Origin of the sequence: Sporolactobacillus shoreicorticis, from assembly GCF_024125445.1 — a bacterium.
In the GTDB taxonomy this organism is placed as follows: Bacteria; Bacillota; Bacilli; order Bacillales; family Sporolactobacillaceae; genus Sporolactobacillus; species Sporolactobacillus shoreicorticis.
Map to the genome: position 1 here is coordinate 232,905 of NZ_JAMXWM010000002.1, position 16,435 is coordinate 249,339.

Below are 16,435 nucleotides of genomic sequence, written 5' to 3' on the forward strand. Positions count from 1 at the left end.
CGGCTGTGTGATTGGATTACTGGTTGAATAATGCACGTGCACGTCAATGAATACGAGGGAGGGAAAGAGCATGCATATTGCTTTATGGCAGATTATTTTAGTTATTTTGTTCGGATTCTTTATGAACTATGAACGATGGGTTACTGCATTGGGGTTATGGCAGGCATTAATGTGCGGTCTGATCACTGGCCTCATCTTAGGCGATGTTCAAACTGGGTTATTTGTCGGTGGAACGCTGCAATTAATGACATTGGGAATCAGTAGCTTTGGAGGAGCATCAATACCTGATTATCCCACGGCAGCCATTGTTGGCACCTATCTGGCGATTGCAACAGGTGCGAGCGGTAGTCTTGGCATAACCATTGGCATTCCTGTAGCGATTGTGATGGTTCAGCTGGATGTATTAAATAAGACGATTAACATTTACTTCCAACACAGGGCAGAAAAAGATGCTAAAGAAGGAATTTATAGTCGGCTCGGTTTGTGGCAATGGTGCGGAAACATCCTGACTATGCTGTCTACCGGTATTCCCATTCTTTTAGCCATCGTTTTTGGACAAAAGTTGGTCCAGCGGCTTTTTGAAATCATTCCGCATTGGCTGCTAAGCGGTCTTCAAGTAGCCGGTGGTCTGCTGCCAGCAGTCGGTTTAGGTCTGCTGCTTAAAACGATGCCAGTAAAAGCGCAATGGCCAGCATTATTGGTCGGTTTTGTGTTGACAGCCTATTTGAAAGTACCGATTTTGGGTGTTGCTCTCCTGGCTGTTGCCTGGGCTTTCATTAATTTTACCAATGAAAAGAAAAAACATGATCTGGAAATGCGTCTGTCGCATTCGTCCTTGAGGAACGTATCTCAGCTTTCAAATGGAGGAGGTATCGAAGGTGATGAATGATCAAATCAACGTTCCGGCTAATATTAAAAATAAAACACTCAGACGGTTTGTCCTTTTTGGGAGCTGCGGCTCGCTAAATTATGAAAAGATGCAGGGTTTATCCTATTGTTATGCGATGTACCCAACATTAAAATATATTTATAAGGATGATCCTGAGGCATTGAAAAAAGCCGTGCTGACGCATTTGCAGTTTTACAATACAAATGTTATGTTTACACCATTTATTATGGGTGTCGATATCGGCATTGAGGAAACACAAAAAAGAACCTCGTTAAAGACAATCCCGTCGATTAAAACCAGCCTGATGGGACCGTTGGCGGGTCTTGGTGATACATTGCTTCTTTCAGCGCCGAGTGCAATTTTTGGTGGCATTGCTGCATCGATGGCCGTAAAGGGGAATATACTTGGAGCGTTGCTCTGGCTGGCAGTCATGATCGTGATTAAATTACTGGTTATTCCATTTTTTAAAGCGGGCTACAGTTCTGGTGTGAAATTAATTTCCACGCTAAAGGATCAGTTGCAGAGTATTACCGGTTCAATTTCAATCGTTGGTTTGATGGTCGTTGGCTCGCTAATATCGACAGTTGTTACTGCAAATGTTACGGCGACTTATCATTCCGGGAAGCTTGCTTTAAAAGGTCAGGAAATTCTCAATTCAATTATGCCCGGATTAATTCCTGCAGCTCTTGTCTTACTTGTTTTTTGGTTGCTCGGTAGAAAATCAATGACTCCCGTTCGGATTATATTATTAGTTCTAATACTTGCTGTTGTTTTATCAGCAATCGGGTTTTTAGGATGAAAGGTGGACTGTTGAATGGACGAAATTATTGAGATTAGAGTTGATGATCGATTAATTCACGGACAAGTTGCCGGTCTATGGACGAATGCATTACAAGCAACACGTTTGATGGTTATTGATGATGCCGTATCTCAGAATGAGACGCAAAAATCTTTATTGCGAATGGTTGCCCCGGGATCCGTTAATACATCCATCATCTCGGAGGAAAAAGCATTTCTCAATATATCAGCCGGAAAATATGTGGGTCAGAGAGTTTTTGTAATCGTAAAATCACCGGTTGTAATTCTCAATTTGCTGAAACGAGGTCTGCCAATTAAGCGAATTAACATCGGCAATATTTCGGCAAGAGACGATACTAAAGTACTTAAATCGGGAATTTCCGTTACTTTGACGGAAGAAAAAGCGCTAAAGGAAATACTTGATGCAGGTGTCCAAATTACGACCATTCGCACGCCAACAGATCCCGAAGCCTTTTTGACAAAAAAAGATTTAAAAGAAAAGTCTTGAACGAAAAATAAAAAGAATGCTGGAAAACGGCATTCTTTTTTATCATCCATGCAAAAAGGGAGGACCCATTTAATGGCTTCTATTTTGAACAGCTATACTTTTGGCGATATGAACATCGACTATCTTCTTTATGAATCCGGCAATGTCGAATGGATCATCTATCCGGCTGAAATGAATGATCGGGTCCGATTACCAGAACGTAAAAAACACGATGGAATTGTTCAGATCAAATTGGTCGGCGATGATTATCCAAAAGGATTTGTCACAGGAACGACGATGCGCAACAGTCAGACGACACGTGATTTACACTACCGGAAACAAGAAAAATATGAAAATGAAGAAGCTGTACGGATCGATACAGTTTTAGAAGACAGGCATGGAAACCGTGTGACTCATCATGCAACCTGGTATAAAGGCTATCCGGTTATTGCAAGTGCTGTGACCTTTGAAAATTGCATTGATCAACTGCAGAAAATTGAAATGCTCTCCAGTTTCTCATTGAGTAATCTCAGTCCGTTTAATCATGAAAATCAACCGGGTAATCTATTTTTATCGCGCCTACGCAGTAAATGGGGAATGGAAGGACGACTTGAACGAAAGTCGATTGAGTATTATCAGCTTGAACCGTCCTGGAAGCCATCCGGGGCCGGTATCGAAAAATATGGTCAAATTGGATCAATGCCGGTCCGTGGTTATTTCCCCTACTTCTGCGTTGAAGATGAGCAGCATCAAGTTGCCTGGGCCGGTCAACTCGCGCATCCGGGTTCGTGGCAAATCGAATGGTATCGGCTTGATGAGGATCTATGCGTTTCAGGCGGGTTAGCTGATCGTGATTACGGCCAGTGGCTGAAAACAATCCGATCGGGAGAGTCTTTTACAACACCGACTGCATTGCTGACGGTGTGTTCAGGTGATCTTGATGACGCATCCGACAGACTGACCGCTTTTCAAAAGCGTGCACTTAAGTTGAGAGAACAGCCGAACGAGCAGAAACTCCCGGTCATGTTTAATGAATTCTGCACAACATGGGGAAATCCAACTGAAGCAACGATCACACGAGATCTTGAGCGGTTAAAAGATAAGAAAATTGATTACTATATCATCGACGCGGGCTGGTATGCCGATCAGACACTTGGTTGGGAGCGAAACATGGGGGAATGGGAGGTTAACCCGCAGCAATTCCCAAATGGCATAGACTTAGTTGTGCAAAAAATTAAAGAGGCCAAACTGGTACCTGGTATTTGGTTTGAAGTCGAAACCGTAGGACGTGATGCTTCGGTATTCACTCTGATTGATCATCTGCTGAAAAAAGATGGTGTGCCCATTACGACAGGAGATCGGCGTTTTTGGGATATGAGGGATCCATGGGTGCGCGACTACCTGCGGAAAAAAATCATTAATTTTATCCAAAACGGTCACTTCGGTTACTTAAAGATCGATTATAATGATAATTTTGGCGTTGGTTTTGACCATGCTGATTCATTGGGTGAGGGAAATCGCGAGCAGTTGTCAGCGACTCAGGATTTTTTCCGGGAAATCCATCAGCAATGTCCTGAATTGGTCATTGAGAATTGTTCTTCAGGGGGTCATCGATTGGAACCGTCAATGATTTCGCTGACCGATATCTCATCGTTTTCTGATGCCCATGAAACCGTATCGATCCCGATTATTGCTGCTAATCTCCATCGCGTGATGCTCCCACAGCAATCGCTGGTCTGGGCGGTGTTAAGGAAGAATGATACAAAGCAGCGAATCTTTTATTCACTGATCAATACATTTCTTGGAAGAATGTGTCTGTCCGGAGACATTCACGAATTAAACTCGGATCAATGGAAGACTATTGAAGATGGAATCCAATTTTATAACAAAATCAAGCCGATCGTCAGGGATGGAAAAACGTATCGATATGGCAAACCGGTCCTATCTTATCGGAATCCGGTTGGAACACAGGGAATTGTTCGATACCATACCGAAAAAAAGGAAGCTTTGATCATCGTACATTGCTTCAAAGAAGGGCGAAGGATCCACCTGCCGCTCAATTTTAAAAAGTACACTCTGATTGATTCATTTGGACAGAATCAACAAATTAAGATTGAGGAGAACGAGTTTGGGATCGAGTTCACATTCAGTGAGGATTACCAAGCCGTTGCCTTGATCATATCCGAAACATAGTGGTTAAATGATAAGTGAAGAACAGGTTGAATGTGCGTCTATGTGTAAAAAGTAAATATAATAAGCAATGAATGAAGCATGTTCAAAAAATATATTCAGGACTATGAACACGATATTGCAGTAGATAAATTTATGAAGAAGCAAAAAGGTCAAGGGCACTAGTCTTTGGAGAAAGTGAATACCGGCGCTTTAAGAAACGGGCCGGTAATTCAAGAGAATGTCCCAAAATCTTTTAACAAGGGCGGAGAGAAAAAAGTCTAACTTTTTCTGAGGCTACTGAAAAACTTATGCTATTTAAGTGGAACTGAATAATGCGATAAAAAAGGCGACTCAAAATTTTCATTTTCTGAGTTGCCTTTTTCTTTGAATCTGGGGTGCTTCCTCCCTTCTCGTTAGCCTATGAGCTTCAGTATTTTCTTTACATTCACCGTGAATAGCGTCGCGGATCCTTGTATGTTCATGCCAACCAGGCTCGAGGACCTCGCTGCATCATACCCGTGCCTATGTTTTTATTCACTATTCTTCGCTTCTAATTTATAGCGTTCTTTTGCTCTCTCTTTAAAGGTAAGCAAAGATGTTCAACTTAAGGAAGAAGTTCATTGAAGGGTGATTTTGATTTAAAGAATCTCTAAGTGAGTGTTTCATGGTTACTAAAAATATCGTTGAGCAGTCGACGCAGCGCTGGTGTTCCTAATTCACTTGGAATTGGCGATATTGGATCTACGCTGGTTGAATTCATATGAGTGTTTGAGTATAGATGACGGTAGGTAGTTGGAGTCACGCCGACATGTTGCTTGAAGGAGCGCATGAAGTGCTTAGGACTTTCAAAAAAGGATTGCTCCGCCACATCATTAATTGGCAGGATTGTGGTAGACAACAAATAACGAGCATAGATGATTTTCTGTTCCAAAATGTATGACTTGATACCGATACCATACTCGTTACGGAATTTGCGCGACAGATAGGTCGGATTGAGTTCAAATTGATCGGCAATGGAGGCAACCGTTGGATTGTCTGCCAGGTGCACACGGACCCACTCTGCAATATATTCCACGTTGGAAGGATTCTTTGCGTGCAGTAATGACTGAGTATTAAGAAAGTCGTTTGATAGCTCAGTCAGTAGCAGGCTCGTCATAAAATCGTTCTTGCGTCCCGAGTAACTTTTGACTGTAGACATTGTTAGTAGCTGACGAAAGAGTTGAAAAATATAGTGCTTGTTGTGAAGCATGAATTTGGTCGGTAAATAAATCAAGTGATTGATGCTTGTCGGAGTAACGTGAGCGGTGATGTCTTGAAGTCCCTTAAGATATTCCGGGTCAGTTTCAGAAGCTGGCTGACCTTTTGCAAGAAAATGCAACCAATCGATTGTGAACGCAACAGTAGAAGGAGTGTCACCGGTAATCTGAGTGAATGGTGGCAGAAGAAGGCATTCACCTTCATAAAGGGAATATTGTGTTCCATTGGCGATCAGACTGATTGTGCCGCTTGTTGCGATAATTAGCTCAAAATTGTGATCGAGAGCCATGGCCCGATGCTGCCATGAATGACCATCATCGTTAATAAACTCGCCTGACCAAATATAGATAGGTGGATCGATAGCATCGATTTTGTACATTGTTCTCATTTCCTTTAGAGGTAAGATTATGATACTTATTATACAGTTTCATCGGTTCAAAACATATATATAAAAATTGTATAATTAGAATATGGAAACGTTTCCTGTTTAATGCAGCGTGTCTATCTCGTGCACATCTACAGGCATGCTATATAGCAATTATTATTTGTATGAGGTGATTTTATTTGACTGACAAAATGAATTTTAGCATCATAGATTTCGGCGCAGAATCGAATAGTTCTGTTGTTCAGACCGCAGCATTTCAGCGGTGTATTGATGTTTGTCGGGATGCCAGCGGAGGCACGGTTATTGTACCGGCCGGTCAGTATACGATCGGCAGTATTAGGCTGTACAGCAACATTCGGCTGCTCCTTCGAACCGGCGCAGTGTTGAATGGATCGACCGACCTGAAAGATTATCAGACTTTTGATGAGGAGCCTGATATTCGCTATTTGCACGATGAGTACTTTGTCAAGGCGTGGCATTTGCCGCCGTACTACTTCCAAGCACTAATTACTGCGTATGATGCAACGAACGTGACTGTTGAGGCCGAGCCGGGAGCAATTATCGATGGCCATGACGTTTTCGATGTAAATGGTGAAGAAAAGTTCCGTGGACCGATGGGGCTGGTATTTGCCCGTGTCACTAATTTGCAGTTGCACGGATACACAATTCAGAATAGCTCGAACTGGTCTCATGTTATTGCTGGATGTGAACATGTGTCAATCAGTAGTGTGTCGATCATTGCCGGACATGACGGTTTCAATCTGCATCATTCCACTCATATTACTGTGAAGGATTGCATATTGAAGACCGGGGATGACTGCTTTGCTGGTTATGATGTTGTCGATTTGACGGTCACGGATAGTTGGCTGAACACGGCTTGCAATAGTATGCGAATCGGCGGCACTAATTTGCAGTTTAGTCACTGCATCTTTGTAGGTCCAGGCCGCAATCCGCATCGTTCGGAAAATACGTACTATAGCCATGCCTGTTTTAAGTACTATGCCATTGATGCGGATGAGGTACGTGATGAAGGCCACGACATTGTGATTTCAGATTCACTGATCACAGGGATTTGTCACCTTATGATGTATCGCTGTGGTGATAAAGTGATTATGCAAAACGGCCGTCCGTTACGCGAATTGACGTTCAAGGGTAATTTGATCGACCATATAGATGCGACTTCAGAGCTCATTGGAAATGGTGAACAAGTGCGCTTGAATTTGCACGATTGTCGAATCACCCCACCGGAAAATGGACCGCTACTGGTGATTGATAAATCCGTCGAGTTAAGCATTAAGAACGTGACATTTACGCGTCCGACTGTGATTGCGCAGCAGAATGGGGAACCGCTTCATTTCGATGGTTATACGGTATCCGCGTACATCAGTTCAAATGAACAAGGAGAGTGAACTTTAAATGACAGTAGTACTAGCACGAGTCGATCAGCGATTGATTCACGGAATCATCGTGAATCAGTGGGGCCAAGCGCTTGATGTAAAACGATACATGGTTATTGACGATGCAATCAGTCAGAATGAATCAATCAAAGCGGGTATGCGGATGTCAAAACCTGCAGGGACGGGTATGTCTATTATCGACACCGAAAAGGCTATTACAAATTTTAAGGCGGGCAAATATGATGCTCAGCGGGTTTTCATTCTAGTTAAGGAGCCTAAGACACTACTTAAGCTTATCAATGCTGGTGTGGGAATTCCAAAGGTCGATCTCGGTATCATTTTTAACGAAGATGGTCGTGAGCCTATCACGAAGTTTGTTGCTCTAAACGATGAGGAACGTGCTGATATTGGGATGATTCAACAAAAGGACGTTCCTGTTGTGATCCAGTATATCCCAGGTGATCCAGAACAGCCGTTTAAAGCAAGGTAAGGGGTGATTGAGATGGAAATTGTCCAAGATATTCTAATCATTGTCTTGGCCGGTCTGATGATGGTCGATGAGAATGGTCCGGTTATTATTTCATGGTTTCCAGTTATCGTTGGCATGATCGTCGGGATCATTATGGGCGATATGCAAACAGCTTTGGCCGTTGCGGGGACATTCCAGTTGATGATGTTAGGGGTTGCAGCACTTGGTGGGGCCTCGGCCCCTAACTATGGGCTTGCGACTATCATTGGCGGGTTCGTTGCAATTCGCACGGGCACAGGGATCAACTCTGCAGTCGCTATTGGAATTCCGGTTGGATTGTTGGCAATCCAACTGGAAGTTGTTGCCCGAATCATCTGCAACTTCTTAGCGCACTATATGGTCCGTTTAGTCAGAGAGAAGAAATTCATGAAGATGCGTAAGATCGCGATTCTAGGTCCAACCCTTTTCTTTCTACAGACGGCGCTGCCGACAGTAATCGTTGTAGTGGCAGGCCCCATTGTTGTGAAGCAATTGCTGAAAATAATTCCGGCTTGGGTTACCGATGGTCTGACTGTAGCCGGTGGTATGCTTCCAGTCGTTGGTATTGCATTATTAATGCACTACATGCCAGTTAAGAAGTTCCTGCCGTTCATAATTGCCAGCTTCGTGCTTGCAGCATACGTGAAAGTGCCGTTGCTTGGTATTGCCTTGATTGGTTTTGCGGCATCGTACTGGTACTTCTTCCAAGAAACAAAAAAAGGCAGTACCCCAGCTGTAGTAGGGGTCACTAACCAGAATGAGGAGAATGACGATTATGACGAATAAGAAAGCAGAGAATCAGTCTGCTACACCGCCGCGTTATAGGGTCACAAAAAAAGACCTCCGCCATGTTGCATACCGCTGGAATATGGTGCCAGCAAATTTGTTCAACTATGAAACCCAGCAGGGAACTAGCTTTGGGTGGACACTAGCACCACTCTTGCGGAAAATCTATCCAAATGATGATGAATACCAAGAAGCGCTTCTTAACCATTTTAATTACTACAATGCAACCCCCCAGATGACTAATCTTGTACTGGGTGCCGTTGTCGCGATGGAACAGAAGGATGGTATCAAGGCTAAGGATACAATTCAGTCTTTTAAAACTAGTATTATGGGACCATTGTCCGGCATTGGGGATACCGTGTTCTGGGTTCTATGGCCAACGATTATCGGATCGATCTCCGGATATATGGCTTTAAAGGGGAATCCACTTGGTGCGATCATCTGGCTCATTGTCAACATTTTGATCTATTTCCTAAAAATTTGGTTCGTACAACTCGGCTACACTTCTGGAACGAAAATTATAGATACGCTTGGCAATAAGCTTTCTATTTTTACCGATGCAGCATCAATCACAGGTTTGGCTGTAATCGGTGCCTTGATCGCAACAGTCGTGAAGATCAGCACGCCGGTTGTATTTGAGATGGGAAAGGTCAAGTTGAATCTGCAAACAGGTGTGTTTGATCAGATCATGCCTTGTTTGTTGCCAATGTTGTTGACAGTCGCACTGTATAAGCTGTTCAATCATAAAAGGTTTACACCGACGAGAGCAATTCTCCTGATTATCGCACTATCGCTTATCGGTACATTTTTCGGAATATTTAAATCATAAAGATAGAGCAGGTGGTTAGGAATGAAGAGAAAAATCATAGTCGCATCACATCATCGATTAGCAGGCGGCCTTCGGGATACACTTCGGTTCATTGGTGGAGAGGCTGCAAAGACCATTGAAGTGTTGACAGCTTATATCAATAGTCGACCAATTGACGAAGAAGTGGCGAGGCTAATGGAGGCTGACAGCGACACTGAGATTATTATTTTGACGGATATGATGGCCGGTAGTGTGAATCAGCAATTTATGCGGTATGTTTCGCGTGCACATACCCATCTGATTACAGGAGTCAACTTACCGCTAGCGCTGGCGTTTATGATGGAGACATCTAATAGCTACTTGACAAATACACGAGTACGTGCAATCGTAGCTGATGCCCAACATTCAATAATTTACATGAACGAAAAATCAGTCGAAGTCGATGCTGATGATGAGTAATAGTACAAAGTCGTGGTGTAAATTTTTGTGGGAACTAGATTTTTTATATTGATTAGGCATCGATAGCTTCTAGTATCGTAAACGCTTGAACTCGTTAGAATAACGTGATAAAGAGGTGACTTTATTATACTAGAAGATTTAAAAGTGGAGTTTATGAATCCAGCATGCAACTACTGAAGCATGATTTTCATGACCTTCAAAAGAATAATGTCAGCGGTATTTAAAAGGTATGTTTGCCATTAAACCGTTCGAAGATCCATACAAGTCCGAGTGATATGGGTGGGTATTAATTTGAACTGTTTCATATAGAAAGAATAAATGAGGCATATAAGCAGATTCGACAGTCTGTTTATATGTTTTTTTGGTTTATAAGAATTTTTTTAGTTTTTTTGCCAGCAGTGCAACTGACAGTTCTTTCATGTCGGGACTTAGTACGAAAGGGGACGCAAAAGAGCGGTCGCTTACTCTCTTTCATGCCTTGAAAGGGGGTGAGAAACGATGAAAACATCTTCACTCAATAAACATCGAAAATCAGTTTGACTACATCTGCAAACGTGCTATGGAGGACAAGCGTAAAGATTATCTGAAATACTTAGGACGTCTTGCTCAACGGGAGGCTTCTTTTTCCGACATTGGCGATTATATCACTAATCAGTTTTCAACGATTGACTCTCATCCTGCTGATTTTCATACGTTCACCCTGAATGGGCCTTCTCTTGCTGTAGAAAACAATTTGCTTGGTGAGGCCGCAGAATCTTTCAAACAGGAAACGTGACATTATCCTGCTTTACTATTTCATGAACATGAATGATACACACAAATTGCATAGTTGCTGAAAGTGACTGTTCAACCTTCTATCGACACCGAACAGTGGACTCGCTTTTATTATAAAGTTTTATGGAGGGACACCCTTATGAAAACAATTCATAAACTTAGTTCTCTCTAATGTGATTGTAGCAGCTACTGATGGTGATACAGACGCGATCAACTGCGTTGTGAAATACTACAGCGGTTTTATCGCCAAGGGCTCGCTTCGTCCGATGAAAGACGACTACGGGAATCATCGTATGGTGTGGATGAAATACTCCGTGGTCGGATTCATACCCAGTTGATTACCAAAATCTTATCTTTTGAAATCAGATAACTTTTTTCCCTTCATGGAGATCCATCAATGTACTCCACATTCCTTGATCAGGGAGGTTCGTCCTTCTATTCAAGCAATCTGCAACAGTTCGCTTGAATAGACTGACACATCAAGACCTGGTAAGGATAGCGAGCGGCTAGTGTTAGTATAGACAGCCCGACTGATCTCCGGGAAATAGGCTTGAAAGCATTGATGATCAAGGCCAATCTGAGTGGCTGGTCTTTGACACAGTTCATTCAACATTGTCTGAGGGGACAGCTGATCTCACGAGCAATCCTCGCGAAGCGTGTTGCTCGCAATGAAAGATCTGGATTTGCTACGGTTGGCAGACATTCGACTGTAATTTTTTCGCTTCCGCACCTAATGTGATTAGCATTTTCTTCGATTTTTGTGCCGTCCAGATAAATATTGCCACCACTGATAAGAGGCTATTCATAAAGTTGATCAACAACTTTATGAATAGCCTCTTTAGGTCAGCATTATTGATTTTTCAATCCTTAATTTCGAATATTCAGCAGCCTTTCTGCATGTTGAATTTGTTGTTCTGTTGGCGGTTCAGTACCTTCCAGTCTGTAGCGTATGCCAAGGCGATGATACTTTTCTATCCCTAAGGTGTGATACGGAAGGACTTCCACACGTTCGACATTATTCAATGTTTTGATAAAGGTGCCTAATGCGATTAAATCTTTATTGTCGTCGGTCCATCCGGGTACAAGGACATGCCGAATCCAAACGGGTTTGCCGATATCAGATAAGTAGCGACACATATCGAGGATATTGGCGTTGTCGAATCCGGTCAGTTTTCGGTGTTTCTCCGGATCAATTTCTTTGATGTCGACGAGTAAAAGATCGGTTACGTTCATCAATTCTTTGAACATAACGAAAAAAGGCTGTTGACGCGTGAAAGGCTGACCGCTTGTATCAAGGCATGTATGAATACCCAGTTTTTTTGCTTGGGTAAAAAGATCAATGGCAAATTCCGGTTGAAGCAGAACTTCGCCACCGCTGATGGTGATTCCACCGTCGCTGCCCCAGAAAGAGCGGTAAGGCAGTGCCTCGGAAAGCACCTGATCAGCAGTGGCACGTACACCGGTGCCTATTCGCCACGTATCTGGATTGTGGCAGTACATGCAACGCATCCGACATCCCTGAACAAAGACGACGAAACGAATGCCCGGTCCGTCGACGGCACCAAAACTCTCTGTTGAATGGATGCATCCGAGGATCGTATGATGATTTGTCTCTTTCTGTTCGGTAGTCACGGTTCACTCCTCCTCTCCGTGTCTAGACGAATCGCTCATTTAAAAAGTATTACTGTATTCGCACTCAGTTTAACATTTGTTTTCAATACATATAGCTGCATTGATTAAAGATTTTTATGGAATGTCCGTGAAATGACATCATCCTGCTGTTCTTTCGTCAAATCAGCAAAATAAACACAGTACCCGGAGACACGAATAGTGAGTGTCGGATATTGCTCCGGATGCTTTTGCGCATCAATGAGTGTGTCGCGACTGAGTACGTTAATGTTTAAATGATGTCCGTCTTTCTTTATATAACCGTCAATCATATTTACAAGTGTATTGCTGCGTGACTGAAGATCTTTGCCGAGCGTCGACGGAGTTACGGCAAATGTGTTGGATATGCCGTCGGTTGCATATTTGTATGGCAATTTTGCGACAGAAAGCAGTGAGGCGAGTGCGCCATGTGTTTCCGAACCATAGTATGGATTGGCACCCGGGGCAAACGGCTGTCCCTTTCGGCGTCCATTTGGCGTTGAGCCGGTATTATTGCCATACACGACGTTCGATGTAATGGTCAGCACAGACGTTGATAGTTTGGCACCGCGGTAGAGATGATGCCGGTTCATTTTTGTATAAAATTTCTTTACTAAATCAACAGCAATTTGGTCGGCACGGTCATCATTGTTTCCGTATTTCGGATAATCTCCGTCCACCTTATAGTCAACGGCAACTCCGTCCTCATCACGTATGATATGAACGGCGGCATATTTGATTGCCGAGATTGAATCGACGGCTACGGACAATCCGGAAATGCCGGTGGCAAAGGTTCGGTTCAACTGTGTATTTTTCAACGCCATCTGTGCCGATTCATAATAATACTTATCATGCATGTAGTGGATAACGTTCAGCGAATTGACATAAGTGTCAGCCAACCAGTCAATGATTGGATCGAACTTCTTCGTGAATTCATCATACGTAATGGTATCGCCGCTGATCGGTTCGTATGCCGGACCGACCTGCTGTTTCGTGATTTCATCGACACCCCCGTTAATTGTGTAAAGCACAGCTTTGGCAAGATTTGCACGGGCTCCGAAAAATTGCATGCCGTCTGCGATCGGCTGTGCAGAGACGCAGCAGGCGATCGCGTAATAATCTGTTCCCCATTGATTGCGCATTAGTTCGTCATTTTCATACTGCACAGTAGAGCTTTCAATGGATACCCGGGCGGCATAGTTCTTGAAATGTTTTGGCAGCCTTTCCGACCAAAGCAAAGTAATATTCGGCTCCGGTGCCGGTCCCATGTTCGCCAGTGTATTAAGAAATCGGTAAGAGCTTTTGGTGACCATGTGGCGGCCATCCATTGCGATTCCGGCAAGGGACAGGGTTGCCCAGATCGGGTTGCCGGAAAATAACGCGTTGTATTCAGGTGTACGAATGAATGTGACCATTCTTAATTTCATTGTAAAATGATCGACTAACTCCTGCGCCTGCTGCTCGTTCAGCACACCAAGTTGCAGATCGCGTTCAATATAAATGTCTATAAAGGCATCAATGCGTCCAATCGACATCGCCGCGCCATTTTGTTGTTTGATGGCAGCAAGATATCCGAAATAGATCCATTGCAGTGCTTCGCGAGCATTCGCAGCAGGTCTGGATAGATCAAAGCCATAACTTTCAGCCATTTTTTTGATGGCGTTTAACGCGCGGTATTGCTCGGTAATTTCCTCACGAAGCTGGATTGTGTCATTCGTCATTTCCCCATCACCGCTGTTATCAAAATCATTAGCCTTTTGCTGCATTAATCGATCGATGCCGTATAGGGCAATACGTGGAAAATCTGCAATCAGTCGACCACGTCCATAGGCATCAGGGAGGCCGGTAATGATTTTGTTGTGCCGGCATTTGCGCATGTTTTTATCGTAGACATCGAAGACCCCTTGATTATGGGTTTTGCGGTAATCAGTGAAAATATGATCAACATCCGGATTGATCTCAAGCCCATAGGAACTGAGTGCGTCTTTTGCCATCCTAATTCCGCCGAAAGGCATCAGCGCTTTTTTTAGCGGTCTATCGGTCTGCAGGCCGACGATTTTTTCAAGATTTTTGTCAAGATATCCAGGTTTATGAGATGTAATTGTTGAAACGGTCTTTGTATCCGCGCCAATGACCCCACCCTGTTCGCGCTCTTTCATTTTTAAAGCCAACAATTTATTATTTAATGTCGCAGTGGCTTCAGTCGCCTTTTCTAAAAAAGATTCATTACCATCGTAAGACGTATAGTTGCGGATGATAAAATCTCTTACGTTAATTTCATTTTGCCATGATCCTTTTTGAAAGCCCTTCCAAAAAGGATCAGTTAACGATGGATCTTGTACTGCCATCTTTCATTCCTCCAATTTAAATTTCTTTTATGGAACCATTATATCCTATAAAGAAATAAATTGCATTGCAATTATTGAAATTGTTTCTAAGTTTTTGTGACAATTGGAGCGAGAGGTAAGAATCGTCATGTCAGAAGACGTAAATGCTTAGGATGCATGGTTCATGAAAATGATGCAAATGTACGTTTCAGCATGGAGTGACAGCGTAATGAAGGGTTGCTGAAATACTTTACAGATTGGTATGTGTCGTTTATACTGGGGCTGAAATACGACATTGATGCACCGAATAATCGATGAGTAAAGGACTTGACTGAAGCTCCGTGGTTACACAGATCACGGATCATCATCATTGAATGGAGGCACCATGTATGGAACAGAAACTTGTTTTAGATCCCCAGAAGTTTGCTCAGATTGTCGTTCAGTCTCAGCCTGTTTCTGGCAGCAGCGAAGAAGAAATTGTTAAGAATAAGCTGAAACTGTATTTGACTGCTTATGTTATTGTTGAAAAATTCAATAAATTGGAGAATAGAGCTTTTTATAATTCTGAAGTAAAGAAACACAATGTTCCGAAACTATTTAAAAACATTCGAGATATCAGTGTCTATTGAGTGTGAAGGTACTTCCTGCTTGCAATACGAATCAGCAAAGAAGCTATACATGTGCAATTTTTCATGGTATAGCTTTTTTTGTTGCCACAAGCAACCCTGCAGAATTTCCCAATATAAAATCCATGAAAATTGAAATACTAGTATATTTAAATGATTGAATGTATTATAATAGTTGTTGGGCAGGATCTACAAAATAGTGGCCGCTCAGTTGATTGTTAACGGCTATCCCCATAGTCGAGAGGGGCCTTATATTGAATGATTGCTGTTTTTACGGACATTTTCTATAATTAGATCAAACTAGTCACTCGACAGAAAAGAATGATAATTAATGATGATTGTAAATCAACAAGAGTATGCCTATCGGGAAATTCGTGATCGAATCATGAATTTGATCTATGAACCAGGTGTCCGGATTTCTTTAAAGCAGATTGAAAATGATATTAGTGTCGGACGTACCCCTGTTCGCGAAGCGCTGATCCGACTTGGCAGAGAGGGTGTGTTGGAAACATTTCCGCAGCGCGGTACATATATTTCCAAAATTGATCTGCATTCTGCAATTAACGCCCGATATATTCGTGAACATATTGAACAGCTGGTGGTCATGGAAGCGACAGTCAAACTGACCGATGATGCGTGTGAGCGTTTTGAACAGATTGTCCGTCAGCAAATCACATTTTCGAAAAAGAAGGATCATGAACACTTCTTTGAAAAAGACGAGGATTTTCATCGTACCTTTTATGAAATAACAGATAAGTTGGAGATTTGGGACTGGCTGCAAATCCTCAATACCCATTTAAACCGTTTTCGCTGGCTGCGCTTAAGGGTAAAAGAACTGCAATGGGAAAAGATTATCAGTCAGCACGTTAACCTGCTGAAAGCAGTGTCAGAAGGTGATGTTGACGAAGCGAAGTTTCTGACATCGCAGCACTTACACATGATGATTAATGAAAAACAAGTTTTGATTGATCAATTTCCCGATTACTTTATTGACAGATCGTCCGTGTCCTTTCAAATGCCTGAAGATCTGAAGTTATATGAACAGTTCAGTGAGAAGTAAGGCAATCGCTTCACCTATACTATAGAATTCAAGACGTTTTGAGCAGTTGGGAAAT

At 42.7% G+C, this 16,435-nt stretch carries 15 protein-coding genes and 2 pseudogenes; 13 read left to right on the plus strand and 4 right to left on the minus strand.

Annotated features, from left to right (window positions below):
* The first annotated feature begins 70 nt into the window (after positions 1–70).
* The 4 genes from NIE88_RS02690 to NIE88_RS02705 all read left to right on the plus strand — a co-directional run bounded on the left by NIE88_RS02690 (position 71) and on the right by NIE88_RS02705 (position 4,367).
* Positions 71–889, plus strand: a complete 819-nt coding sequence (locus NIE88_RS02690; RefSeq protein WP_253058436.1) for a PTS mannose/fructose/sorbose/N-acetylgalactosamine transporter subunit IIC — start codon at positions 71–73, stop codon at positions 887–889.
* Positions 882–1,688, plus strand: coding sequence for a PTS system mannose/fructose/sorbose family transporter subunit IID (locus NIE88_RS02695; protein ID WP_253058589.1), 807 nt, complete (start codon positions 882–884; stop codon positions 1,686–1,688). Before NIE88_RS02690 ends, NIE88_RS02695 begins: the two co-directional genes overlap by 8 nt.
* 15 nt (positions 1,689–1,703) lie before the next feature.
* Positions 1,704–2,195 carry a PTS sugar transporter subunit IIB gene (locus NIE88_RS02700; protein WP_253058438.1) on the plus strand — a complete coding sequence of 164 codons (492 nt, stop codon included), beginning with the start codon at positions 1,704–1,706 and terminating at the stop codon, positions 2,193–2,195.
* Positions 2,196–2,267: 72 nt separating this feature from the next.
* Entirely contained in the window at positions 2,268–4,367 is a 2,100-nt protein-coding gene (locus NIE88_RS02705; RefSeq protein ID WP_253058440.1) for a glycoside hydrolase family 36 protein, read from the plus strand.
* A 392-nt stretch (positions 4,368–4,759) separates the two neighbouring features.
* Here the strand turns inward: NIE88_RS02705 and NIE88_RS02710 are convergent.
* Together NIE88_RS02710 and NIE88_RS02715 are read right to left on the minus strand one after the other, a co-directional pair.
* Positions 4,760–4,930, minus strand: a pseudogene (locus NIE88_RS02710) (IS5/IS1182 family transposase); the annotation flags it as partial.
* A gap of 65 nt (positions 4,931–4,995) precedes the next feature.
* Positions 4,996–5,982: a helix-turn-helix transcriptional regulator gene (locus tag NIE88_RS02715; protein ID WP_253058442.1), complete on the minus strand. Its 987-nt coding sequence runs from the start codon at positions 5,980–5,982 to the stop codon at positions 4,996–4,998.
* Positions 5,983–6,167: 185 nt separating this feature from the next.
* Here NIE88_RS02715 and NIE88_RS02720 point away from each other — a divergent pair, with 185 nt between their 5' ends.
* The 7 genes and pseudogenes from NIE88_RS02720 to NIE88_RS02750 all read left to right on the plus strand — a co-directional run bounded on the left by NIE88_RS02720 (position 6,168) and on the right by NIE88_RS02750 (position 11,090).
* The gene (locus NIE88_RS02720) at positions 6,168–7,397 is read left to right on the plus strand and encodes a glycosyl hydrolase family 28 protein (RefSeq protein WP_253058444.1); all 1,230 of its coding nucleotides are present in this window, start codon (positions 6,168–6,170) and stop codon (positions 7,395–7,397) included.
* A gap of 7 nt (positions 7,398–7,404) precedes the next feature.
* Positions 7,405–7,875, plus strand: coding sequence for a PTS sugar transporter subunit IIB (locus tag NIE88_RS02725; protein ID WP_253058446.1), 471 nt, complete (start codon positions 7,405–7,407; stop codon positions 7,873–7,875).
* Positions 7,876–7,887: 12 nt separating this feature from the next.
* Positions 7,888–8,679 (plus strand): PTS mannose/fructose/sorbose/N-acetylgalactosamine transporter subunit IIC, encoded by a 792-nt coding sequence (locus NIE88_RS02730; RefSeq protein WP_253058448.1) that lies wholly within the window; start codon positions 7,888–7,890, stop codon positions 8,677–8,679.
* Positions 8,669–9,508, plus strand: a complete 840-nt coding sequence (locus tag NIE88_RS02735) for a PTS system mannose/fructose/sorbose family transporter subunit IID (protein WP_253058450.1) — start codon at positions 8,669–8,671, stop codon at positions 9,506–9,508. Before NIE88_RS02730 ends, NIE88_RS02735 begins: the two co-directional genes overlap by 11 nt.
* Before the next feature lie 21 nt (positions 9,509–9,529).
* Complete coding sequence (locus NIE88_RS02740; protein WP_253058451.1) at positions 9,530–9,946, plus strand: PTS sugar transporter subunit IIA; 417 nt, start codon at positions 9,530–9,532, stop codon at positions 9,944–9,946.
* 559 nt (positions 9,947–10,505) lie between these two features.
* On the plus strand, positions 10,506–10,721 hold the full coding sequence (locus NIE88_RS22970) for a hypothetical protein (protein WP_444965490.1): 216 nt from the start codon (positions 10,506–10,508) through the stop codon (positions 10,719–10,721).
* 151 nt (positions 10,722–10,872) lie between these two features.
* Positions 10,873–11,090, plus strand: a pseudogene (locus NIE88_RS02750) (helix-turn-helix domain-containing protein).
* 497 nt (positions 11,091–11,587) lie between these two features.
* Here NIE88_RS02750 and pflA read toward each other — a convergent pair.
* Together pflA and pflB are read right to left on the minus strand one after the other, a co-directional pair.
* Positions 11,588–12,352 (minus strand): pyruvate formate-lyase-activating protein, encoded by a 765-nt coding sequence (gene pflA, locus NIE88_RS02755; protein ID WP_253058453.1) that lies wholly within the window; start codon positions 12,350–12,352, stop codon positions 11,588–11,590.
* A gap of 104 nt (positions 12,353–12,456) precedes the next feature.
* The gene (gene pflB, locus NIE88_RS02760) at positions 12,457–14,715 is read right to left on the minus strand and encodes a formate C-acetyltransferase (protein WP_253058455.1); all 2,259 of its coding nucleotides are present in this window, start codon (positions 14,713–14,715) and stop codon (positions 12,457–12,459) included.
* 368 nt (positions 14,716–15,083) lie between these two features.
* On the opposite strand from pflB, the gene NIE88_RS02765 reads away from it, so the two are divergent.
* Both NIE88_RS02765 and NIE88_RS02770 read left to right on the plus strand, forming a co-directional pair.
* Positions 15,084–15,323 (plus strand): hypothetical protein, encoded by a 240-nt coding sequence (locus tag NIE88_RS02765; protein WP_253058457.1) that lies wholly within the window; start codon positions 15,084–15,086, stop codon positions 15,321–15,323.
* 328 nt (positions 15,324–15,651) lie between these two features.
* Positions 15,652–16,380, plus strand: coding sequence for a GntR family transcriptional regulator (locus NIE88_RS02770; RefSeq protein ID WP_253058459.1), 729 nt, complete (start codon positions 15,652–15,654; stop codon positions 16,378–16,380).
* Positions 16,381–16,435 lie beyond the last annotated feature (55 nt).

Coding starts and splice junctions, on each gene's coding strand:
- NIE88_RS02770 (WP_253058459.1), top strand. CDS start 15,652: ATGATGATTGTAAATCAACAAGAGTATGCCTATCGGGAAATTCGTGAT.
- NIE88_RS22970 (WP_444965490.1), top strand. CDS start 10,506: ATGGAGGACAAGCGTAAAGATTATCTGAAATACTTAGGACGTCTTGCT.
- NIE88_RS02740 (WP_253058451.1), top strand. CDS start 9,530: ATGAAGAGAAAAATCATAGTCGCATCACATCATCGATTAGCAGGCGGC.
- NIE88_RS02705 (WP_253058440.1), top strand. CDS start 2,268: ATGGCTTCTATTTTGAACAGCTATACTTTTGGCGATATGAACATCGAC.
- pflB (WP_253058455.1), bottom strand. CDS start 14,715: ATGGCAGTACAAGATCCATCGTTAACTGATCCTTTTTGGAAGGGCTTT.
- NIE88_RS02690 (WP_253058436.1), top strand. CDS start 71: ATGCATATTGCTTTATGGCAGATTATTTTAGTTATTTTGTTCGGATTC.
- NIE88_RS02695 (WP_253058589.1), top strand. CDS start 882: ATGAATGATCAAATCAACGTTCCGGCTAATATTAAAAATAAAACACTC.
- NIE88_RS02700 (WP_253058438.1), top strand. CDS start 1,704: ATGGACGAAATTATTGAGATTAGAGTTGATGATCGATTAATTCACGGA.
- NIE88_RS02735 (WP_253058450.1), top strand. CDS start 8,669: ATGACGAATAAGAAAGCAGAGAATCAGTCTGCTACACCGCCGCGTTAT.
- NIE88_RS02725 (WP_253058446.1), top strand. CDS start 7,405: ATGACAGTAGTACTAGCACGAGTCGATCAGCGATTGATTCACGGAATC.
- NIE88_RS02715 (WP_253058442.1), bottom strand. CDS start 5,982: ATGTACAAAATCGATGCTATCGATCCACCTATCTATATTTGGTCAGGC.
- NIE88_RS02765 (WP_253058457.1), top strand. CDS start 15,084: ATGGAACAGAAACTTGTTTTAGATCCCCAGAAGTTTGCTCAGATTGTC.
- NIE88_RS02730 (WP_253058448.1), top strand. CDS start 7,888: ATGGAAATTGTCCAAGATATTCTAATCATTGTCTTGGCCGGTCTGATG.